Annotated in this window: 21 protein-coding genes; 14 read left to right on the plus strand and 7 right to left on the minus strand. The window is 66.7% G+C overall.

The features are described 5' to 3' along the window. The first annotated feature begins 86 nt into the window (after positions 1-86). Together DTA15_RS21800 and DTA15_RS21805 are read left to right on the plus strand one after the other, a co-directional pair. Positions 87-1,565: a sensor domain-containing diguanylate cyclase gene (locus tag DTA15_RS21800; RefSeq protein ID WP_006482189.1), complete on the plus strand. Its 1,479-nt coding sequence runs from the start codon at positions 87-89 to the stop codon at positions 1,563-1,565. 184 nt (positions 1,566-1,749) lie between these two features. Then, positions 1,750-2,682 carry an alpha/beta fold hydrolase gene (locus DTA15_RS21805; RefSeq protein ID WP_006482187.1) on the plus strand — a complete coding sequence of 311 codons (933 nt, stop codon included), beginning with the start codon at positions 1,750-1,752 and terminating at the stop codon, positions 2,680-2,682. Between the two features lie 94 nt (positions 2,683-2,776). Here the strand turns inward: DTA15_RS21805 and DTA15_RS21810 are convergent, their stop codons facing one another. Together DTA15_RS21810 and DTA15_RS21815 are read right to left on the minus strand one after the other, a co-directional pair. Further along, positions 2,777-3,325 carry a GNAT family N-acetyltransferase gene (locus DTA15_RS21810; protein WP_006482197.1) on the minus strand — a complete coding sequence of 183 codons (549 nt, stop codon included), beginning with the start codon at positions 3,323-3,325 and terminating at the stop codon, positions 2,777-2,779. Between the two features lie 50 nt (positions 3,326-3,375). Then, complete coding sequence (locus DTA15_RS21815) at positions 3,376-3,996, minus strand: helix-turn-helix domain-containing protein (RefSeq protein WP_006493610.1); 621 nt, start codon at positions 3,994-3,996, stop codon at positions 3,376-3,378. Between the two features lie 147 nt (positions 3,997-4,143). On the opposite strand from DTA15_RS21815, the gene DTA15_RS21820 reads away from it, so the two are divergent. Together DTA15_RS21820 and map are read left to right on the plus strand one after the other, a co-directional pair. Further along, entirely contained in the window at positions 4,144-4,380 is a 237-nt protein-coding gene (locus DTA15_RS21820) for a ParD-like family protein (protein ID WP_006482191.1), read from the plus strand. After that, positions 4,380-5,186 carry a type I methionyl aminopeptidase gene (gene map, locus DTA15_RS21825; protein ID WP_006482199.1) on the plus strand — a complete coding sequence of 269 codons (807 nt, stop codon included), beginning with the start codon at positions 4,380-4,382 and terminating at the stop codon, positions 5,184-5,186. Before DTA15_RS21820 ends, map begins: the two co-directional genes overlap by 1 nt. 120 nt (positions 5,187-5,306) lie before the next feature. On the opposite strand, the gene msrC is transcribed toward map, so the two are convergent. Next, the gene (gene msrC / locus DTA15_RS21830; RefSeq protein ID WP_006482190.1) at positions 5,307-5,810 is read right to left on the minus strand and encodes a free L-methionine (R)-S-oxide reductase MsrC; all 504 of its coding nucleotides are present in this window, start codon (positions 5,808-5,810) and stop codon (positions 5,307-5,309) included. Between the two features lie 300 nt (positions 5,811-6,110). Between msrC and DTA15_RS21835 the strand changes: the two genes are divergently transcribed. Next, on the plus strand, positions 6,111-7,076 hold the full coding sequence (locus tag DTA15_RS21835; RefSeq protein ID WP_006476181.1) for an IS110-like element ISBcen8 family transposase: 966 nt from the start codon (positions 6,111-6,113) through the stop codon (positions 7,074-7,076). A 16-nt stretch (positions 7,077-7,092) separates the two neighbouring features. Here DTA15_RS21835 and DTA15_RS21840 read toward each other — a convergent pair whose 3' ends face one another. Beyond that, complete coding sequence (locus DTA15_RS21840) at positions 7,093-8,016, minus strand: branched-chain amino acid transaminase (RefSeq protein ID WP_006481735.1); 924 nt, start codon at positions 8,014-8,016, stop codon at positions 7,093-7,095. Between the two features lie 207 nt (positions 8,017-8,223). Between DTA15_RS21840 and DTA15_RS21845 the strand changes: the two genes are divergently transcribed. From DTA15_RS21845 to DTA15_RS21885, 9 genes are all read left to right on the plus strand, one after another. Then, complete coding sequence (locus DTA15_RS21845) at positions 8,224-8,979, plus strand: AzlC family ABC transporter permease (RefSeq protein WP_006481734.1); 756 nt, start codon at positions 8,224-8,226, stop codon at positions 8,977-8,979. Then, positions 8,976-9,299 (plus strand): AzlD domain-containing protein, encoded by a 324-nt coding sequence (locus DTA15_RS21850; RefSeq protein ID WP_006477942.1) that lies wholly within the window; start codon positions 8,976-8,978, stop codon positions 9,297-9,299. The genes DTA15_RS21845 and DTA15_RS21850 overlap by 4 nt, the downstream gene beginning before the upstream one ends. A 280-nt stretch (positions 9,300-9,579) precedes the next feature. Then, the gene (locus DTA15_RS21855) at positions 9,580-10,776 is read left to right on the plus strand and encodes a phosphoglycerate kinase (RefSeq protein WP_006481732.1); all 1,197 of its coding nucleotides are present in this window, start codon (positions 9,580-9,582) and stop codon (positions 10,774-10,776) included. Positions 10,777-11,060: 284 nt separating this feature from the next. Then, positions 11,061-12,497, plus strand: coding sequence for a pyruvate kinase (gene pyk / locus DTA15_RS21860; protein ID WP_006493398.1), 1,437 nt, complete (start codon positions 11,061-11,063; stop codon positions 12,495-12,497). A 318-nt stretch (positions 12,498-12,815) separates the two neighbouring features. Continuing rightward, positions 12,816-13,880: a class II fructose-bisphosphate aldolase gene (fba, locus tag DTA15_RS21865; RefSeq protein WP_006481730.1), complete on the plus strand. Its 1,065-nt coding sequence runs from the start codon at positions 12,816-12,818 to the stop codon at positions 13,878-13,880. A gap of 234 nt (positions 13,881-14,114) precedes the next feature. Beyond that, positions 14,115-15,005 (plus strand): phosphoribosylaminoimidazolesuccinocarboxamide synthase, encoded by an 891-nt coding sequence (locus DTA15_RS21870; protein WP_006477945.1) that lies wholly within the window; start codon positions 14,115-14,117, stop codon positions 15,003-15,005. Between the two features lie 16 nt (positions 15,006-15,021). Next, entirely contained in the window at positions 15,022-15,543 is a 522-nt protein-coding gene (gene purE, locus DTA15_RS21875; RefSeq protein ID WP_006481724.1) for a 5-(carboxyamino)imidazole ribonucleotide mutase, read from the plus strand. A 90-nt stretch (positions 15,544-15,633) separates the two neighbouring features. Then, complete coding sequence (locus DTA15_RS21880; protein WP_006481737.1) at positions 15,634-16,830, plus strand: 5-(carboxyamino)imidazole ribonucleotide synthase; 1,197 nt, start codon at positions 15,634-15,636, stop codon at positions 16,828-16,830. A gap of 11 nt (positions 16,831-16,841) precedes the next feature. Continuing rightward, entirely contained in the window at positions 16,842-17,870 is a 1,029-nt protein-coding gene (locus DTA15_RS21885) for an L-threonylcarbamoyladenylate synthase (RefSeq protein WP_006481731.1), read from the plus strand. A 90-nt stretch (positions 17,871-17,960) separates the two neighbouring features. Here the strand turns inward: DTA15_RS21885 and DTA15_RS21890 are convergent, their stop codons facing one another. The 3 genes from DTA15_RS21890 to dacB form a co-directional block, all read right to left on the minus strand. Further along, on the minus strand, positions 17,961-19,097 hold the full coding sequence (locus DTA15_RS21890; protein WP_006481733.1) for an SGNH/GDSL hydrolase family protein: 1,137 nt from the start codon (positions 19,095-19,097) through the stop codon (positions 17,961-17,963). Between the two features lie 95 nt (positions 19,098-19,192). Beyond that, positions 19,193-20,107 (minus strand): sterol desaturase family protein, encoded by a 915-nt coding sequence (locus DTA15_RS21895; protein WP_006481727.1) that lies wholly within the window; start codon positions 20,105-20,107, stop codon positions 19,193-19,195. A gap of 332 nt (positions 20,108-20,439) precedes the next feature. Continuing rightward, a complete protein-coding gene (gene dacB, locus DTA15_RS21900; RefSeq protein ID WP_012492851.1) occupies positions 20,440-21,963 on the minus strand; it encodes a D-alanyl-D-alanine carboxypeptidase/D-alanyl-D-alanine endopeptidase in 1,524 nt (507 codons plus the stop codon). Positions 21,964-21,967: the final 4 nt, after the last annotated feature.

Raw genomic sequence — 21,967 nt, forward strand, 5'->3', positions numbered from 1 at the left:
GCAGCACATGTCAATGCGCCAGACCGAGACTTTGTATGCGAAATCACGTCCGACCCGGATGTGCACAATTTGCAGCGAGGAGATCCATGCAACACCGGACGGCAGCCCCTTATTTCGTTGTGGCAGTCGGTATCGTGATCGCGTGCGCGCTGATGGGCCTGTGCGTGCTACAGCTATTCCAAAGCCGTCACGACGCCCTGGAGCGGGCCAGCGAAACCTCGCGCAATCTCGGCCTGATGGCCGAGCGCGACATCGAGCGCAACCTCGAACTCTACGATCTGTCCTTGCAGGCGCTGATCCATGGCCTGCAGCGGCCTGACGTGATGGCTGCGGCGCCCGCGCTGCGGCGGGAAGCGCTGTTCGATCATGCAATGACGGCGCAATTCATCGGTTCGCAACTGGTGCTCGATGCCGACGGGAATATCATTCTGGATTCGGCCAACGACGTGCCGCGCAAGGGCAATTTCGCCGATCGCAGATACTTCACGATCCACCGCGACAATCCGAACGTGGGGCTTTACGTCAGCGATCCATTCGTGTCGCGCTTGCGCGCCGGTATGCTCAGCATTGCGCTGTCGCGGCGCATATCGAATCCGGATGGTTCGTTTGCCGGTATCGCGCTGATCGCCATCAACCTTGAATATTTCCACAAGCTGTTCGCAGGGTTGTCATTGGGACAACACGGCTCGATATCGCTGATCGGAAAGGACGGCATCATGGTCATGCGGCAGCCGTACGACGTCCGGACCATCGGTCGCGATATCGGCAAAGCGGCAACCTTCCAGCGCTTCCGGAGCGCGCCCGAGGGTTCATTCTCGGAAACGGCATCGATCGACGGCGTGCGCCGTCTCTACTACTTCAAGAATTTGCCGACGCTGCCTCTGATCATCATGGTCGCGGAGGCGGAGCAGGATATTTATGCTGCGTGGCGACGTCGTGCGGAGACGATCGGCCTGCTGGTTGCGACGTTCGGCGCAGCGTTCATTGCGCTATCCGTGTTTCTCGGTGTGCAACTGCGGCGTCGGATGCGCGCGGAATCCGAGCTTGAGTTGCTGGCACGCACCGACGGGCTCACCGGTCTTAACAATCGCCGCAGTTTTGGGGAAGTTCTGGACCGGGAGTGGCGCCGTGCGCGACGAGCCCATTCCGTTTTTTCATTGCTGTTTGTCGATGTCGATCGTTTCAAAGCCTACAACGACACCTATGGTCACCAGGCGGGGGACGATGCGCTGGCTGCAGTCGCGCGCTGCATCGGCGAAAACATTCGCCGACCGACCGATACGGCGGCTCGCTACGGCGGAGAGGAATTCGTCGTGTTGCTCCCTGACACGCCACCGACGGGGGCAGCCCAGACTGCTGAACGAATACGCGCGGCGATCAACGAACTGGCGCTCGAGCACGCCGGAAGCGAATACGGGCGTGTGACTGCCAGCATCGGGTTGGCGAGTTGGACACCGGATCAGGACGGCGATCCCGGTGCGGTCATCAAGGCGGCCGACGAGGCGTTGTATTACGCGAAGGCAGCCGGTCGGAACAAGGTTTCCGCTTTCCAGTCGTCGATTTGACGGTGATTGGACCCGAGCAGGAGTCTCAACGTTACTTTGGGCTCGGGTATGTCGGTGCGTCTACGTAGACGCACGATTCCATGACGAATCGTTGCGCGCGAAATTCGGTCGGAAGTCATGTCGAACGGGAATGAGCGATGCTGCTGCTTGCCGGCATCTTTGAATCGTCTTTCCGGAGATCGATATGACTTCAGATGCGAATGAGCGGGGCACACGCGGATCGCCACGAAATTTCTTGACATGTCGCACCGGCGAACTCGACGTGGCCTACGAAGTATCGGGCCCGCTTGACGGACCGCCGCTGGTCCTTGTCCACGGATGGCCCGACGATGTTCAGTGCTGGGACAAGACTATCCTGGACCTCGGATCGAGTGGTCAGCAGTTCCGAATCTACGCGCCCTATCTGCGTGGATCGGGCCCGACACGCTTCTTGAATGGCGACACGATGCGCAGCGGCGCAATTGCAGCGCCGACCCTTGATTTGTCGCAGTTCGTGGAAGCGCTGGATTTGACGAACGTCCTCCTCGCCGGGTACGACTGGGGAGCGCGCGCGGCGTACGGCGTCGCGGCGCTGTTTCCCGAAAGAATAAACGGTATGGTTACCGCCGCGGCGGGCTATGCCACCGCGATGCCGGCCAACGAAATGCCCTATGAACTGGCCAACGCGTATTGGTACGAGTGGTATGTCGCGACGACGTATGGAATGAAGGCCTATCGAGAGGATCGCGAACGGTTGTGCAGATACTTGTGGCACAGCTGGTCGCCCGCTTGGCCCGACAGGGAGAGCGACTTTCAAGCCATGATCGGCTCTCTCGACAATCCCGACTGGGCCGACATCAGCCTTCATGCTTACCGACAGCGCTGGCATGATGCGCCGGGCGCAGGTCAGCACGAGCAGATAGAACGACAATTGGCGGCTTCGCCGATGATCCCTGTCGACACCATCATGCTCCAGGGTGCGGAAGATCGTGACAATTTGCCCGTCACGTCTGAAAACAAGGAGCGGTACTTTTCCGGGCACTATGAACGCCGCCTGCTGCATGGAATAGGACACTTCGTCCCGCGCGAGGCGCCAGATGTCTTTGCGGAGGCCATACGCGCGATTGCCGGGCGGTGAGCTCATGATCCTGCGGCCTGACGACCGGAAGAGAGGTTTCCTGCATCACCTGAAGCCGTCGCGCACGGCGCACGCGACGTGTCGCAAGCCATCATCACCCATCCACCGGCTGCGCCGGCGTCTCGAGCTTCAACTGATAGAACGCCGCATCGAGCCAGCGGCCGAACTTGAAGCCCGCCTCCGCGATCGTGCCCGCGTGCACGAACCCCAGTTTCGTATGCAGCGCGATGCTGCCGGCATTGGTCGCGTCGATGCAGCCGACCAGCACGTGCACCTGCGCTTCGCGCGCCCGCCGGACCACTTCGCGCAGCAGCCGTTCGCCGAGCCCGCGACCGCGCTGGTCGTTGCGCACGTAGACGCTGTGTTCGACCGTGTACTTGAACGCCGGAAACGCGCGGAACGTACCCCAGCTCGCGAAGCCGAGCAGTTCGCCCGCTGCGTCGACGGCGCCGAAAACCGGGAAGCCGCCCGCGCGTTTCGTCGCGAACCACGTGACCATCGCTTCCGGCGGGCGCGGTCGATAGTCGTACAGCGCGGTCGAGTTCACGATCGCGTCGTTCAGGATCTCGAGGATGGCCGCCGCGTGTTCGGCCTCGCTGCAATCGATCAGGCGCACGTCGTCGCGCTGCGTCGGGGAATTCATACGGGTTCCTTCCTGTTGGCTCTGAATCGGTTCCACAGACGATGCGCGCGTCACGTGCTCCGCACGCCGGCGGCGGAGGCATCGCAGATCGCGACGACATAGCGCGCGGCATGCGACGACGGATTGCTGAAGATCAGCGGCTGGTCGAGCCGCATGGCCAGACAGTCGCCTTCGTGAAGTTCGTGCAGCACGTCGCCGAACGTGACGTCGACGCGGCCGCTGATGATCCACACCTGCTGATGCAGCGCGCTTTCGCGCCCGCCGCTGTCGTACGCGACGCGCGCGCCGGGCGGGAAATCGACCTCGACGAGCTGGATCGGCGACGGCCAGCCGGCCGGCGACAGGTTGCGGCGCACATAGCCGGACGCCGGGTCGCGCCATTCGGCCTGCTGCGCGCGCCGTGCGAGCGGCTGGGCGGGCGCGTCGTCCCGGTCGCCGCCGAACAGTCCGGCCAGCGACACGCCGAGGCCGGCCGCGAGCTTGTCGAGCACGACGGCCGTCGGGCTGGCCGACGCGCGTTCGATGAGCGAGATCATCGAACGGCTGACGCCGGAACGCGCTGCCAGCGTGTCGAGCGTGTAGCCTCGAACGGCGCGCAGGCCGCGCACGCGCCGGGCAATGCGCTCGTTGATGCCGGTATCGTCGGCCGCGGTGATCGCTGATTCTTTCATAATGGATTTATTGTCCAGCAAGCTGGAATTCGATGTCAACGGTATTTCCCGCAGCGGGGCGGCAGGAGGCGAGACACGAACGGCTTGCCCGGTCGTCTTGCGCAGCGTAATATACGAAACAGCTACGTTTAGTTTAATTGGGGATATATGGGCATCATCAAGATTTCCGAGCACATGCATGAGCGGCTGCGCTCGACGAGCACGGCGCTGAGCCGTTCGATCAACGCGCAGGCCGAACACTGGCTGCGTGTCGGGATGCTGGCGGAACTCAACCCGGCGCTGTCCTACGGCGATATCTGCAAGATGTTGATCGAGGCCGAGGCGCGGGGCGGCGACGTGGGGCCGGCGGAGACGGCCGCGCACGGCATCGAGCAGGTGGCGTGATGGCGAAACGTGAAATTCCGATCCGCGGTGCCGCGGAAATCGCCAAGTCGCGCGAAGCCGCGAAGCTCGCGTCGCAGGTGCTGACGATGATCACCGAGTACGTGAAGCCGGGCGTCACCACCGATGAGCTGGACGCACGCTGCCGCGAATACATCATCGACGAATTGGGCGCGATTCCCGCGAACATCGGCTACCACGGCTATCCGAAGACGCTGTGCACGTCGGTCAACCACGTGGTCTGTCACGGCATTCCGACGTCGCGGCCGATGCGCGACGGCGACATCGTGAACCTCGACATCGCGGTGATCAAGGACGGCTGGTTCGGCGATACGAGCCGCATGTACTTCGTCGGCGAACCGAACGAACTCGCGCGGCGGCTCGTCGCGGCGACCTACGAGGCAATGCACGCCGGCATTCGCGCGGTGCGTCCCGGCGCGACGCTCGGCGACGTCGGTTATGCGATCCAGCAGGTCGCCCATCGTGAAGGGTTCAGCGTGGTGCGCGAGTATTGCGGGCACGGCATCGGCGACGTCTATCACGACGAGCCGCAGGTGCTGCATTACGGTCGCCCGGGCACCGGCCTGCCGCTGCGGCCGGGGATGATCTTCACGATCGAGCCGATGCTCAACGCGGGCAAGCGCGACACCCACGTGCTGGCCGACGGCTGGACGGTCGTCACGAAGGACCATTCGCTGTCCGCGCAATGGGAGCACATGGTCGTCGTGACGGAAACGGGTTTCGAGGTGCTCACCGAGGACGCGAAGCCCCAGGCGTTCTCGGCGCTTCCGGGCACGCACGCTGCCTGACACTGGCAGGGGTGCGCCGCGCACGGCGGCGTAGCGTTGCAATGGAAGCGTTGCAATGAAACGGGCCCCTTCGCGGGGCCCGTGTCGTTCACGGCGGCCGGCGCCGCGACGCCGCGGCGCTTAACCGCGCGCCTTCTCCCAAGCGTGTTCGACGAACACGCGACAGAGTGCTTCCATCCCTTGGCGGTCTTCGTCGTCGAAGCGCGCGGCGACCGGGCTGTCGACGTCCCACACGCCGATCAGCGTGCCGTCGCCGGCGACCAGCGGCACGACGATTTCCGATTCGGACGCCGCATCGCATGCGATATGGCCGGGGAAGTCGTGCACGTCGCGCACGACCTGCGTCTCGCGGGTCTGCGCGGCCGTGCCGCACACGCCCTTGCCGAGCGCGATCCGCACGCACGCGGGCTTGCCCTGGAACGGTCCGACCACGAGCTCGGTGCCGTCGAAGAAGTAGAAGCCGGCCCAGTTCAGGCGATCGAGCGAGTGATAGACGAGCGCGGAGAAATTCGCCGCATTCGCGGTCAGGTCGCGTTCGGATTCGACGAGCGCGCGCGCCTGCTCGACGAGCGTCGCGTATTGATCGGCCTTGGAGGCGGTAGGGTCGTTGGACAGCGTGAACATGGCGGAAAGCGATAGGGGTTGTGAAATGCGCACTCGCGCGTACCGCAGTCTACGGCACCCGCGCGCGCTCTGCAGCGTGTGGTCGTGCGTGACGCGGCGCGCTTGTATGTTCAGTACTGACCAGTACGGTAAAGTCTGGTGGTAGCCAGACGAGACCGTGCAGTTTGCCCCGCGCTTGGGTGTTGGAGCCCGTGACTGAGTACAAAACGCACGGTTGCCGTGCTGGTCTTCCTGAAGCCCGAACGGTTACGCGCGCCATTTACATCGAGTGCGCATGTACAAGCATGGGATCCGAAGATCATGTCTGCTCCTTCTGCCGTAACGGTCGGCATTGACGTCGCAAAAGCTCACGTCGATGTTTCCGTACTGGGTGCCAATCTGGACATCCGTCGATTCAACAACGATGCCGAGGGCCACTCGGCCCTGGCTGTTGCCCTTCAGCCGCTGAACGTGCAGTTGGTCGTGATGGAGGCGACCGGTGGCTACGAGACCGAGCTGGCGTGCGCCTTGCAAGGTGCGGGTTTGCCGGTCGCTGTCGTCAACCCTCGGCAAGCACGCGATTTTGCCCGCTCGATGGGACGTCTGGCGAAAACCGATGCCATCGACGCACGTATGCTTGCCGAACTGGCTTCCGTGCTACTGCGTCGGGACGATCTGTCCCGCTTGCTACGTCCCGTTCCCGACGAGCGGCAGCAGTGGCTGGCTGCACTGGTGACCCGACGGCGCCAACTACTCACCATGCTCCTTTCGGAGCGACAGCGGCTCCAGATCACGCCGGTTGGTCTGCATTCAAGTCTGCTGGCTATCATTGCCGCCATCCAGGCACAACTCGATGACATTGACGCTCAGATGGTCGCTCATGTACGCCAGCACTTCGGTGAACTCGACCGCCTGTTGCAGTCCACACATGGAATTGGCCCGGTATCCAGCGCCTGCCTGATCGCAGAACTGCCCGAATTGGGCCGGCTCAATCGCCGTCAGATTGCAGCCCTCGTTGGCGTCGCTCCCATTGCTTGCGATTCCGGCTTACGTAATGGGCGACGACGGGTTCAAGGTGGCCGCTTCGCGATCCGTCGCGTGCTGTACATGGCTACATTGACTGCCACACGCTACAACCCCGCCATCAGAGCCTTCTATCAACGCCTGAAGGCCGCCGGCAAACTGTCCAAGGTCGCGCTTGTTGCCTGCATGCGCAAGCTCCTAACCATGCTCAATGCCATGGTCAAAACCAACACGCCTTGGGACGATTCACTTCATCGGGCTTGACTCGGAAGACGGTTACTCAGACCTTCGTCAGCCAGTGCGCGTACTTCGCGTTCTTGCCCGACACGATATCGAAAAACGCCGACTGGAGCTTTTCCGTGATCGGGCCGCGCGCGCCGCTGCCGATCGTGCGGTTGTCGAGCTCGCGGATCGGCGTGACTTCGGCGGCCGTGCCGGTGAAGAACGCTTCGTCGGCCGTGTAGACCTCGTCGCGCGTGATGCGCTTCTCGATCACCTCGATGCCGGCGTCCTTCGCGAGCGTGATGACCGTGTCGCGCGTGATGCCGTCGAGGCACGACGACAGGTCGGGCGTGTACAGCTTGCCGTTGTTCACGAGGAAGAAGTTTTCGCCCGAGCCTTCCGACACGTAGCCGTCGACGTCGAGCAGCAGCGCTTCGTCGTAGCCGTCGGCCGTCGCTTCCTGGTTCGCCAGGATCGAGTTCACGTACCAGCCCGACGCCTTTGCGCGCACCATCGACACGTTCACGTGGTGGCGCGTGAACGACGACGTCTTCACGCGGATGCCCTTCGCGAGGCCGTCTTCGCCGAGGTACGCGCCCCACGGCCATGCGGCGATCGCGACGTGGATCGTGTTGCCCTTCGCCGCCACGCCGAGCTTTTCCGAGCCGACCCAGATGATCGGGCGCAGGTAGCACGACTCGAGCCGGTTCTCGCGCACGACCGCGAGTTGCGCGGCTTCGAGCGTTTCGCGGTCGAACGGCACGTCCATCTGGAAGATCTTCGCCGAATTCAGCAGACGTTTGGTGTGCTCGGGCAGGCGAAAGATCGCGGTGCTGCCGTCGGCCGCCTTGTACGCGCGCACGCCCTCGAAGACGCCCATGCCGTAGTGCAGCGTGTGGGTCAGGACGTGGATCTTGGCGTCGCGCCAGTCGATCAGCTTGCCGTCCATCCAGATCTTGCCGTCGCGGTCGGCCATTGACATAGGATTCTCCTGGAAGCGGTGAGGTGCTGCGGGTTGTATGCAGCGTTGAGCCGGAAAGACGCGTATTTTAGCGTCATTTGGCGACGATCCGGTCGGACGGCGCGGGGCCGGCGCTATAATCGTCCGGTACCGATTCCAATAACGAAGGGTCGCACCGGCAGGAGGCGCCGGCGTCCCGACGAACCGCCCGCTGCGGCCCGCTTTCCCATGCTCGCTCGATTGTCCGCCACCGACCGCTTCGCGCTGATCCAGGGCGCGCGCGACTATTCCCCGACACTGATGGCGATCCTGTCCTGGGGGCTCGTCACCGGCATCGCGATGAGCAAGTCCGTGATGACGCTCGGGCAGGCGAGCGCGATGTCGCTGTTCGTCTACGCGGGCTCGTCGCAGCTCGCGGTGCTGCCGCTCCTCGCGGCGAAGCTGCCGATCTGGACCGTGCTGCTCACGGCCGCGATGGTCAACATGCGCTTCGTGATCTTCAGCGCCGGGCTGGCGCCGCATTTTTCCTACCTGCCGCTGTGGCGGCGTCTCGCGATCGGCTATTTCAACGGCGACGTGATCTACCTGCTGTTCCAGAAACAGGGCTTCGCGTACGGCCGCGTGCCGGGCAAGGAAGCCTATTTCTGGGGGATGGCGCTCGCGAGCTGGGCGTCGTGGCAGGTGTCGTCGCTCGCCGGCATCCTGCTCGCGAGCTTCTTTCCCGCGAGCTGGGGGCTGGAGCTGGCCGGCACGCTCGCGCTGATCCCGATCATGGTGTCGGCGGTCGCGAACCGCTCGACGCTCGCGGCCGTCGCGGTCGCCGGGATCGTGTCGCTCGTCGCGTTCGACCTGCCGTACCGGCTTGCGCTGCCGCTCGCGGTGCTCGCCGCGCTCGCGGCCGGCTGCACGGCCGACTTCTTCGTCGAGCGGGCCGACTGGCGGCGCATCCGTACCGAAACCGTGCACGAAAAGGAGATCGAATGAGCGCGACCGAGATCTGGATCGTCATCGTCGGGATGACGATCGTCACGGCGGTCACGCGCGCGCTGTTCCTGATCGGCGGCGAGCGCACCGTGCTGCCCGAACGCGCGCAGCGCGCGCTGCGCTACGCGCCGGCTGCCGCGCTGGTCGCCGTCGTGCTACCCGACGTGCTCGAAACGCCGGCCGGCCTGTCGTTCGCGCTGTCCAACCATCCGTTCTACGCGGCGCTCGCCGGCCTCGGCTGGTTTTTGTGGCGGCGCAGCATGCTCGGTACGATCGTCGTCGGAATGCTCGTCTTCACCGCGTTGCGCCTGATCTTCTGATGGGCCGCCGTTCCGGCTCGCCCGGCGCCGCCCGGTTGCGTCGGCGAATTGTTGCGTTGCGGCAATATGTCGGTTCCAGCGCGCGATCCCAAATAGGCGGAATTCGCCGCCGCACGGGTCAGTCTGCCGGGTGGATCGGCTAGAATGCCCGTTCGAGATTTTTTACCCGTGCGCGTCATGCGAACCGCCAGCCACGGCCGCATCCGGCGCCCTTTCGCGGCAGCCCGCGCACGTCCAGCGTGAACCCCCTTTCCCCATCCACTACTTCAATCTGTCCAACATGAGCCAAGTCAAGCGTCTTACCGACCTGATCGCCGCCGGCCAGCTCGCCGGCAAGCGGGTGTTCATCCGCGCCGACCTGAACGTCCCGCAGGACGATCACGGCAACATCACCGAGGACACCCGCGTGCGTGCGTCCGTGCCGGCCATCCAGGCCGCGCTCGACGCCGGCGCGGCCGTGATGGTCACGTCGCACCTCGGCCGTCCGACCGAAGGCGAATTCAAGCCGGAAGACTCGCTCGCGCCGGTCGCGAAGCGTCTCGCCGAGCTGCTCGGCCGCGACGTGCCGCTGGTGTCGAACTGGGTCGAGAACGGCGTGAACGTCGCACCGGGCCAGGTCGTGCTGCTCGAGAACTGCCGCGTGAACAAGGGCGAGAAGAAGAATTCGGACGAGCTCGCCCAGAAGATGGCGAAGCTCTGCGACGTGTACGTGAACGACGCGTTCGGCACCGCGCACCGCGCGGAAGCGACCACGCACGGGATCGCGAAGTACGCGCCCGTCGCGTGCGCGGGCCCGCTGCTGGCCGCCGAACTCGACGCGCTCGGCAAGGCGCTCGGCAACCCGGCGCGCCCGCTGGTGGCGATCGTCGCCGGCTCGAAGGTGTCGACCAAGCTGACCATCCTGAAGTCGCTGGCCGGCAAGGTCGACCAGCTGATCGTCGGTGGCGGCATCGCGAACACGTTCATGCTCGCGGCCGGCCTGTCGATCGGCAAGTCGCTCGCGGAAGCCGATCTCGTCGCCGAGGCGAAGGCGATCATCGACGAAGCGCGCGAGCGCGGCGCGTCGGTGCCGATCCCGACCGACGTCGTCACCGCCAAGGAATTCTCGCCGACGGCCGCGGCCACGGTGAAGCAGGTCGCCGACATCGAAGCGGACGACATGATCCTCGACATCGGCCCCGATACGGCCAAGGCACTCGCGAGCCAGCTCGAGAAGGCCGGCACGATCGTGTGGAACGGCCCGGTCGGCGTGTTCGAGTTCGACCAGTTCGGCAACGGCACCAAGACGCTCGCCGAAGCGATCGCCAAATCGTCCGCGTTCTCGATCGCGGGCGGCGGCGACACGCTCGCGGCCATCGCGAAGTACGGCATTCACGACCAGGTCAGCTACATCTCGACGGGCGGCGGCGCCTTCCTCGAGTTCCTCGAGGGGAAGAAGCTGCCGGCGGTGGAAGTGCTCGAAACGCGGGCGGCCTGAGCGTGGCGGCGCGCGCAGGGGTGACGAAGGCCGCGCGCTCCGCGAAAGCGGAGCAGCCGGCCGGCGCGGGCAAGCGCAAACGCGCGCCCGCGCGGGCGAACACCGCCCCGCGCGCACCGGCGGCTGCCGGCGACGCGGCCGCACAGCACCACGAGATCCAGAACAAAGCGATGCCGGGCGCAAGCACCGGCACGCCCCCCGGAACGGCCGCCGCTGGGCCCGCCGATTCCGGCTCTCGCAGCGTTTCACCCAGCGCATCCACCTTGATCCAGATGAGGAGTTTCATGCAGCGCGCCACCAAGATAGTCGCCACGATCGGCCCGGCTTCCAGTTCGCCGGAGATTCTGCTGCAGATGATGCAGGCGGGCCTCGACGTCGTGCGGCTCAACTTTTCGCACGGCACGGCCGACGATCACCGCCAGCGCGCCGAAATGGTGCGCGAGGCCGCCCGCAAGGTTGGCCGCGAGATCGCGATCATGGCCGACCTCCAGGGCCCGAAGATCCGCGTCGGCAAGTTCGAGAACGGCAAGACCACGCTCGTGCCCGGGCAGCCGTTCATCCTCGATGCGGGCTGCGAACTCGGCAACGACGAGCGTGTCGGCCTCGACTACAAGGAACTGCCGCGCGACCTGAAGCCGGGCGACCTGCTGCTGCTGAACGACGGCCTGATCGTGCTGACCGTCGAGCGCGTGCTCGGCGACGAGATCCACACGATCGTCAAGGTGGGCGGCGAGCTGTCGAACAACAAGGGGATCAACCGCCAGGGCGGCGGCCTGTCGGCGCCGGCGCTGACTGCGAAGGACATGGAAGACATCCGCACCGCGATGTCGCTCGGCGCGGACCTCGTCGCGGTGTCGTTCCCGAAGAATGCGACCGACATGGAAATGGCGCGCCAGCTCGCGAACATCGCGGGCGCGCCGTACGGCATCAAGCCGAAGATGATCGCGAAGATCGAGCGCGCGGAGGCGATTCCGGCGCTGCAGAGCATCCTCGACGCGTCCGACGGCATCATGGTCGCGCGCGGCGACCTCGCGGTGGAAGTCGGCAACGCGGCCGTGCCGGCGCTGCAGAAGCGCATGATCCGGATGGCGCGCGAGTCGAACAAGCTCGTGATCACCGCGACGCAGATGATGGAATCGATGATCCACGCACCGGTGCCGACCCGCGCGGAAGTGTCGGACGTCGCGAACGCGGTGCTCGACGGCACCGACGCGGTGATGCTGTCGGCCGAGACGGCCGCCGGCAAGTACCCGGTCGTCACGATCGAGACGATGGCGGCCGTGTGCGTCGAAGCGGAAAAATCCGAAGAAGTCGAGCTGGACAAGGATTTCCTCGACCGGACGTTCACGCGGATCGACCAGTCGATCGCGATGGGCGCGCTGTTCACCGCGTACCACCTGGGCGCGAAGGCGATCGTCGCGCTGACCGAATCGGGCGCGACCGCGCTGTGGATGTCGCGTCACTACACGCACGTGCCGATCTTCGCGCTGACGCCGCGCGTCGGCAGCGAGCGCACGATGGCGCTGTACCGCAACGTGACGCCGCTGCACGTCGACTTCAACAGCGACCGCGATTCGGCACTGCAGGCGGCGCTCGAGATCGTCGTCAAGCAGGGTTACGTGCAGCATGGCGACATGGTCGTGCTGACCGTCGGCGAGCCGATGGGGCAGGCGGGCGGCACCAACACGCTGAAGATCGTGCGGGTCGGCGAGCACTATTGAGCGCCGGCTGAGCCTCGCTGAGCCGGCCTGCGAGCCGGCGACCCGGATCGGTCGAGGCTGATCCGGCACCATTTTTGCGCAAAAAGCCGCGCGGGGTCCGAAGCCCCGCGCGGCTTTTTTTCTCCTTTTTGGCCGCATTGTGCCGTGCGAACGTAACAAATTGCGAGCGGGGGCCACCGGGCGGTCGGAATCGGAGGCGCTTCGCGATAAAATGCGGCTATTCGACGCTCAGCCGCGCCGCGCTGCCCAGATCCAGACCCCGGGCAGGTGCCGCGCCGGCGTCAGGGCGCACCGGTTTTCATTCCAAGGAGTTCCACAATGCCTCTCGTATCAATGCGTCAATTGCTGGACCACGCGGCAGAGCACGGTTACGGCCTGCCGGCCTTCAACGTGAACAACCTGGAGCAGGTCCAGGCGATCATGGCGGCGGCGGACCAGGTCGGCGCGCCCGTGATCATGCAGGCATCGGCCGGCGCGCGTAAGTATGCCGGCGAGCCGTTCCTGCGCCACCTGATCGAAGCGGCGGTCGAATCGTATCCGCACATCCCGGTCGTGATGCACCAGGATCACGGCCAGTCGCCGGCCGTCTGCACGGCCGCGATCCGCAGCGGCTTCACGAGCGTGATGATGGACGGTTCGCTCGAAGCCGACGGCAAGACGGTCGCGTCGTACGAGTACAACGTCGACGTGTCGCGCAAGGTCGTCGAGATGGCGCACTCGATCGGCGTGACGGTCGAAGCCGAACTCGGCGTGCTCGGCTCGCTCGAGACGATGAAGGGCGACAAGGAAGACGGCCATGGCGCGGAAGGCACGATGACCCGCGAGCAGCTGCTGACCGATCCGGAGCAGGCCGCCGACTTCGTCAAGCTCACGCAGTGCGATGCACTCGCGATCGCGATCGGTACGTCGCACGGCGCGTACAAGTTCTCGAAGAAGCCGACGGGCGACATCCTGTCGATCCAGCGCATCAAGGAAATCCACGCGCGCATCCCGAACACGCACCTCGTGATGCACGGTTCGTCGTCGGTGCCGCAGGAGCTGCTGGCCGAGATCCGCGAATTCGGCGGCGACATGAAGGAAACCTACGGCGTGCCGGTCGAGGAAATCCAGGAAGGCATCAAGCACGGCGTGCGCAAGATCAACATCGACACCGACCTGCGTCTCGCGATCACCGGCGCGATCCGCCGCTACCTGTTCGAGAACCCGGGCAAGTTCGATCCGCGCGACTACCTGAAGCCCGCGCGCGAAGCGGCGAAGAAGGTGTGCGTCGACCGTTACCTCGCGTTCGGCTGCGAAGGCCAGGCCGGCAAGATCAAGCCGGTGTCGCTCGACAAGATCGCCGAGCAGTACAAGTCGGGCGCGCTCGCACAGGTCGTGCGCTGAGACTGTAGTACGATTTGCCCCGCCCGGTTCTGCCGCCGGGCATGGGCTGGCCGCCCGGCTGGCCGGATCTGATCCGGCCCCGGCAGCCGTTCCGTCCGGCCGAACAAGGGCCGGCCGGCAGCCGTCGGGGCGCTGCGCCCGCCGGTTCGCCGACGTATTGCAAGACCGCCGTTCCCGCCTGCCGCGGGGAACGGCGTTTCCCTTTTTGTTTGGCTCCTTATCTGCGAAAAGACGATGTCTACCCTTTACGAATCCACGCTCCGTTCGCTGCCGCTCCTCGGTCGCGGCAAGGTTCGCGATAACTACGCGGTCGGCAACGACAAGCTCCTGATCGTCACGACCGATCGCCTGTCGGCGTTCGACGTGGTGATGGGCGAGCCGATTCCGAACAAGGGCCGCGTGCTGAACCAGATGGCGAACTTCTGGTTCGACAAGCTCGCGCACATCGTGCCGAACCACCTGACGGGCGACGCGCCGGAAGCGGTCGTCGCGGCCGACGAAGTCGAGCAGGTGAAGGGCCGCGGCGTGGTCGTCAAGCGCCTCGAGCCGATCATGATCGAAGCGGTCGTGCGCGGCTACCTGGCCGGCAGCGGCTGGAAGGAATACCAGGCGTCGGGCGCCGTGTGCGGCGTGCAGCTGCCGGCAGGCCTGCAGAACGCGCAGAAGCTGCCGGAGCCGATCTTCACGCCGGCCGCGAAGGCCGAGATGGGCGAGCACGACGAGAACATCACGTTCGAGGAAACCGAGCGCCGCATCGGCACCGAGCTGGCCGCGACGATCCGCGACATCTCGATCAAGCTGTACAAGGAAGCGGCCGACTACGCGGCGACGCGCGGCATCATCATCGCCGACACGAAGTTCGAATTCGGCCTCGACAACCACGGCAAGCTGTACCTGATGGACGAAGTGCTGACCGCCGATTCGTCGCGCTTCTGGCCGGCCGACCAGTACGAAGTGGGCACCAACCCGCCGTCGTTCGACAAGCAGTTCGTGCGCGACTGGCTCGAGGCGCAGCCGTGGGGCAAGACGGCGCCGGCGCCGGCGCTGCCGGCCGACGTCGTCGAGAAGACGGCCGCGAAGTACCAGGAAGCGCTCGAGCGCATCACGGGCCAGTCGCTCGCCTGATCGGGACAGATACGACATGAGCGAAATCCAGACTGCCCACACGCACAGCGCGCCGCTCGTCGGCGTGCTGATGGGCTCGAGTTCCGACTGGGACGTGATGAAGCATGCGGTCGCCATCCTGCAGGAATTCGGCGTGCCGTACGAAGCGAAGGTCGTGTCCGCGCACCGGATGCCCGACGAGATGTTCGACTATGCGGAGAAGGCGCGCGAGCGCGGGCTGCGTGCGATCATCGCGGGCGCCGGCGGCGCCGCGCACCTGCCCGGCATGCTGGCCGCGAAGACCACGGTGCCGGTGCTCGGCGTACCGGTCGCGAGCAAGTACCTGAAGGGTGTCGATTCGCTGCACTCGATCGTGCAGATGCCGAAGGGCGTGCCCGTCGCGACGTTCGCGATCGGCGAGGCCGGCGCCGCGAACGCCGCGCTGTTCGCGGTGTCGATCCTGTCCGGCAACTCGGTCGACTACGCGAACCGGCTCGCCGCGTTCCGCGTGCGCCAGAACGAAGCCGCGCACGCGATGGTGCTGCCGCCGCTGGAATGACGGCATGGCGCGCGGCCGCACGACGCGGCCGGCGCCGGATTTTCCCACTGCGGCGGGCCGTTCCGCGTTCCGCCGCGACCGACCACTGACATGACCGCAACTCCTGATTCCGTTTCCCCGATCCTGCCCGGCGCGTGGCTGGGCATGGTCGGCGGTGGCCAGCTCGGCCGCATGTTCTGCTTTGCCGCCCAGTCGATGGGCTATCGCGTCGCCGTGCTCGATCCCGATCCGACGAGCCCCGCCGGCGCGGTCGCCGATCGCCACCTGCGCGCGGCGTACGACGACGAAGCTGCGCTCGCCGAACTGGCCGGCCTGTGCGAGGCCGTATCGACGGAGTTCGAGAACGTGCCGGCCGCGAGCCTCGATTTCCTCGCGCGCACGACGTTCGTCGCGCCGGCCGGCCGCTGCGTCGCGGTCGCGCAGGACCGGATCGCGGAGAAGCGTTTCATCGCGGCATCGGGCGTGCCGGTCGCGCCGCACGTCGTGATCGAATCGGCGGCGGCGCTCGCCGCGCTTGACGATGCGGCGCTCGACGCGGTGCTGCCGGGCATCCTGAAGACGGCCCGCCTCGGGTACGACGGCAAGGGCCAGGTGCGGGTCGCCACCGCGCAGGAAGCGCGCGACGCGCATGCCGCGCTCGGCGGCGTGCCGTGCGTGCTGGAGAAGCGCCTGCCGCTGAAATACGAAGTGTCGGCGTTGATCGCGCGCGGCGCGGACGGCCGTTCGGCCGCCTTCCCGCTCGCGCAGAACGTGCATCACAACGGCATCCTCGCGCTGACGGTCGTGCCGGCGCCGGCCGCCGATGCGGCCCGCGTCGAGGAAGCGCAGCAGGCGGCGATCCGGATCGCCGATACGCTCGGCTACGTCGGCGTGCTGTGCGTCGAATTCTTCGTGCTGGAGGACGGTTCGTTCGTCGCGAACGAAATGGCGCCGCGCCCGCACAACTCCGGCCACTATACGGTCGATGCGTGCGCAACGAGCCAGTTCGAGCAGCAGGTGCGCGCGATGACGCGCATGCCGCTCGGCAACCCGCGCCAGCATTCGCCGGCCGCGATGCTGAACATTCTCGGCGACGTGTGGTTCCCCAACGGTGCGGCGGCCGATGCCGTCACGCCGCCGTGGGACACGGTCGCCGCGATGCCGGCCGCCCACCTGCACCTGTACGGCAAGGAAGAAGCACGTGTCGGCCGCAAGATGGGCCACGTGAACTTCACGGCCGAGACGCGCGACGAAGCCGTCGCCGCTGCCACCGCGTGCGCGCAACTGCTGCGCGTGCCGCTCGACTGAGGCGCCGGCCGATGTCCAGCGATCTCCCGAAGCACGTGACGCCCGCGCAGATCGACGCGGCTGCCGCGTTGCTCGACGCGGGCCAGCTCGTCGCGTTTCCGACCGAAACCGTCTACGGGCTCGGCGGCGATGCGGCGAACCCCGAGGCCGTCGCACGCATCTACGCGGCGAAGGGGCGGCCCGCGAACCATCCGGTGATCGTGCATCTGCCGCCGGGCGGCGATCCCGGTTACTGGGCCGACGACTTGCCGGCCGACGCGCACGCGCTGATCGACGCGTTCTGGCCGGGCCCGCTGACGCTGATCCTGAAGCGCCACGCGCGCATTCCGGATGCCGTGAGCGGCGGGCAGGATTCGGTCGGGCTGCGCTGCCCGTCGCATCCGGTCGCGCAGGCGCTGCTGGCCGCGTTCAGCGCGCGGCGCGGCGGCCACGGCGGCGTGGCTGCGCCGTCCGCGAACCGGTTCGGCCACGTGAGTCCGACGACCGCGCAACACGTGCGCGACGAATTCGGCGATACCGTGCACGTGCTCGACGGCGGCGCATCCGAAGTCGGCATCGAGTCGACGATTCTCGACCTGTCGCGTGGTTTCCCGGCGCTGCTGCGCCCGGGGCACGTGACGCCGCAACAGATCGCCGACGTGCTCGGCCGCGCCCCGAAGCTGCCGGACGGCAGCGATGCGACGGCCCCACGCGCGTCGGGCACGCTGAAAGCGCATTACGCGCCGCGCACGCCGCTCGCGCTGCTGCCGTTCGACGCGCTCGAGCCGCTGCTCGCGGCCGCGCAAACCGACGGCGAACGCATCGCGCTCGTCGCCCGCGCGTCGCGTGCGGGACGCTGGGCGCAGGCTGACGGCGTGCACTTCGTCGCGGCGCCGGAAGATCCGCAAGCCTATGCGCGCGACCTGTACGGAATGCTGCGCGCGCTCGACCGGGCGCAGGTCGCACGCATTCTCGTCGAGAAGCTGCCCGAGACCGTCGAATGGATCGCGGTCAACGATCGCCTCGGCCGCGCGGCCGCGGCGTTCGAAGCGCGCGACTGACGCAGCCACGCGCATCCGTCCACGCAAACAAAAAACGCCTGACCGGCGCGAACCGGTCAGGCGTTTTCGTTTGGGCGCGTAGTGGGCGGCTTACTTGCCGACGCCGGACTTCGCGATCTGCTGTTCGACGTACTGCGCGAACAGCGCATGCAGGCGCGTCGTCGGGTGGACCGTGTCGGCGAACATGTAGGTCTGGTCCGCGTTCGCGACCGTGTAGGTCTGCGGCGAGCAGAACAGCGACGAGCCGAACGCGGTCGCGTTCGCGACGCCGTACTGCGTGGCGGCCTGGACCATCGCCTTCAGGTTGCAGGCGGTGTCGGTGTTCGACACGCTGAAACCGTTCGACTGGTAGTTGGCCGCGATGCCGTCCTGCCACGTGAACGAATCGACCACCGCATACTTCGTCGGGTCCACCTTCAGCGCGGCGAGCGTACCGACGAGCGTCTTGTTGAACAGCCCGGACAGTTGCGTGAACGCGGCCTGCGTGCCGCCTTGCAGCGCGAGCGGCGTGCCGCCGATGTCCGGCACGTTCGCGACGAACACGTGGGTCGCGCCGGCCGCGACGATCTGCTGGACGATCCCGCCGAGCTGCTGCGCGGCCAGGCCGATCGCCTGCGCCGCCGCGAGCTGCGCGGCCGGCGTGTTGCCTTGCGCCTGCGCGACCTGGGCCTGGTAGAAGATGTCGTTCGCACCGCCGTTGATCAGCACGATCTGGCCGGCGTTGAAGCTGCCGTATTGCGACAGGTACTGCTTGACCTGGTCGGCGATCGGCGTGGTCGTCGCCTGCGCGTAGTCGGGATTCGGCACGCTCGCGTCCGCATGGCCGATGCCCGGCTGCAGCGTCACGCGCGAGCCGCCCTGCGCGTAGCCGAGACCGCCGGTGGCCTGCAGCGGGATGCCGAAGCCGCCCTGGTTGGCGGGCTGCAGCGTGTCGCCGTAGTACTGCGCGACGTTCTGCGTCCATACCTGGCCCGGGTTGGTCGTGAAGCGGCCGCCGCCGAAGCCGAGCTTGATCTGCGAGTAGGTGCCGACGTCGGACAGGCTGTCGCCGAACGACACGATCTGCATCTTCACGCCCGACGGCGGCGTGTTCGACGCACTGCTGTTGTTGTCGTCACCGCCGCCGCATGCGGCGAGCAGCGCGAGCGCGGCGCCGGCGATCGCGACCTGCGCGGTGCGCAGCATGCGCTGCCGGGTGCGGGAAGGTGCGTGTTGTTGTGTCTGCATCGTTCGATCTCCTCGTAGATATGGCCTGATGTGTTGCTCATCTGCCGCGCGCCTGCTCGGTTCCGGGCTGCGCGGCGGCCGTTGGCTGAAACGGTTTATCGATCGCGCACAGCCGCCAGCGGCACGGTGCGCGGATCCTGGTTCGCGGCCTCGGCAATCTGCGCATGATAAGCGCTCGCCCATTCGGGCGGGCCGAAAATCGCGCGCAGCTTGTTGCGCCATCCGCCGACGCGCAACGCGTCGGACGCCATCGACACCCACTCGTGAAACGTCGCGACGAGCGGGTTGTTCGAGCCGAGCCGCTCGACGATGCCGTACTGCGGCGGATCGTCGGGCGTTTCCTCGACATAGCTGCCGAACAGGCGATCCCAGATCACCAGGACGCCTGCGTAATTGCGGTCGATGTAGCGCGCGTTGCGCGCATGGTGCGCGCGGTGGATCGACGGTGTGTTGAGCACGTATTCGAGCCAGCCGAGCTTGCCGATCGCCTGCGTGTGCACGAAGAACTGGAACGCGAGGTTGATCAGCACGACGCCGACGACCTGTTGCGGCGGAAAGCCGGCGAACGCGAGCGGCAGCCAGAACAGCCACATGCCCGCGACTGGGTACATCAGGCTCTGGCGGAACGCGGTCGAGAAATTCATTCGCTCGGACGAGTGGTGCACGACGTGCGCGGCCCACAGCCAGCGCACGCGATGGCTCGCGCGATGGAACACGTAGTAGAGGAAGTCCTGCGCGACGAACAGCACGGCGAACGACAGCCAGCCGTCGTGCCACGTGTAGACGCGATAGTGCCGGTAGCAGTACGCATAGACAGGAATCACGAACAGCCACGCGATCTTGTCGGCGCCCTGGTGCATCAGCGCGAGCGCCGCGTTGCACAGCGTGTCGCGCCACGCATAGATACGGTCCTGCGCACGGGTGCGGGCGAGGTGCCAGGCCTCCCACGCGATGCAGAGCAGGAAGACGGGCGCCAGCGCGAGCAGAAGCAATTCGACGTCGAATCGCATGGGCGTGTGTCTCCTTCGTTCCCCTGCAAGCCATCAGGCCGGGCGTGTGGCCCGTTGTAGATATCGTCAGGCCAACAGCCTACGCAATCGCTACGCGCTAGGCGAGGGGGCAGCGTAGAGGGTTCCCTCTGAGGACAGGGTTTCTACGGAATCCGTACTGCACGGGGCCGGGCGGTGTGGCCCCGTTTTGAGGATGGGGCGAGCGCGCGAGGCGCCGCGCGACGGTGGCGGCGCGCGTTTCAAACCGCGCGGCGCGAAATTTCGCGGGTGACGTACTGCGGGGCCGCACGGGCCGCCGTGTCACGACGGCCCGCCGCGCGGTGCGCGGATCGTCAGTGCGCGCCCGCGTAGATCCATTCGAGCAGCGTGTCGTGCGCGGCGCGCGCGGCTTCCGCGTGATCGTTGTTGATGAAGCTGACGACGATGTAGCTCTGGCCGTCCGCGCCGGCCACGTAGCCGGCGATCGCGCGCACGTCGCGCAGCGTGCCGGTCTTGATGTGCGCGTTGCCGAGCACGCCCGCGTTGGTGAGGCGGTTCTTCATCGTGCCGTCGATGCCCGCGATCGGCAGCGAATCGATGAACGCCTGCGCGACCGGGCTCGCGTTCGCGGCCTGCAGCAGCGCGGCGAGAGACAGCGCGCTCACGTGCTCTTGGCGCGACAGCCCCGAGCCGTTCTCGAGCACGAGGTCGGGCATCGCAATGCCGTTCTTCTGCAGGAATGCCTGGATCGCGCGGCTCGACTGCTCGGGCGTCGCGGGCGGCTTGCCGCTGACCGCGCCGATCGTCAGGAACAGGTTGCGCGCCATCACGTTGTTGCTGAACTTGTTGATGTCGTAGACGATGCTGCCGAGCACCGGGCTGTGATGCACGGCGAGCGGCCGCGCGGTGGTCGGCACCTTGCCTTCGCTCACGGGCCCGGCGATCGTGCCGCCGTCCTGCTGCCACAGCGCGAGGAAGCCGCGCGCGAAGAAGGTCGTGTGATCGAGGATCGCGAGGTTGGTCGTGTGCGCGCCGCAGCGCAGCGGGTAGTCGCCGGCGAACGACGCCGTCATGATTCCGCCGCCGGCCGTCAGCGTCGGGCGCGCGGCCGCGCTGCACGAGCCCGAACCTTCGACGAGCTGGTTGTCGATCGACAGGTCCGCGAGCGGCGGCAACACGTCGACGGCGACCTTGCCGTCGTCGCCCGGCGTGACCGTGAACGACACGGCCTTGAACGCGTACAGCAGCGGATCGGGGCCGACGTTGTACGGCGCGCTGGCATCGTCGTCGAACGACGGCAGGTCGCGCGTCGACGCCGCGAAATAACTCTTGTCGAGCACGAGGCCGCCGGCCACGCGCTTGACGCCGGCCTTGCGCAGCTTGTCGACGAGGTCGATCAGCTCCTCGGGCACGAGCTTCGGATCGCCGGTGCCCTTGATGTACAGGTTGCCCTGCAGCGTGCCGTCCGGGTCGACCGTGCCGTCCGTGTACGCGGTGGTGCGCCAGCGGTAGTCGGGGCCGAGGATCGACAGGCCCGAGAAGGTCGTCACGAGCTTCATCGTCGAGGCCGGCAGCATCGGCCGGCTCGCATTCCACGCGATCAGCGGCTGCGGATCGCCGACGCGCTCGACCACCACGCTCATCGCCGACGCCGGCACCTTCGCACGCTGTAGCGCGACGAGCACGGAGGCCGGCAGGCCGGCCGCGCGCGCGGCCGGCGACACGACGGCGGTCTTGCGCGTTTCCTTGTGGGATTTCTTGCGGGCCTGGGCGGACGGCGCGAACGCGAGGGCCGTGCAGGTGGCGACGACGGCGGCCGCGCGCAGGCAGACGCGGGCGCGGGGGGCGAACCGGGCGGAAAGATCGGAAATCGGCATGGGC

It is taken from the genome of Burkholderia cenocepacia (assembly GCF_900446215.1).
GTDB classification, from domain to species: Bacteria; Pseudomonadota; Gammaproteobacteria; order Burkholderiales; family Burkholderiaceae; genus Burkholderia; species Burkholderia cenocepacia.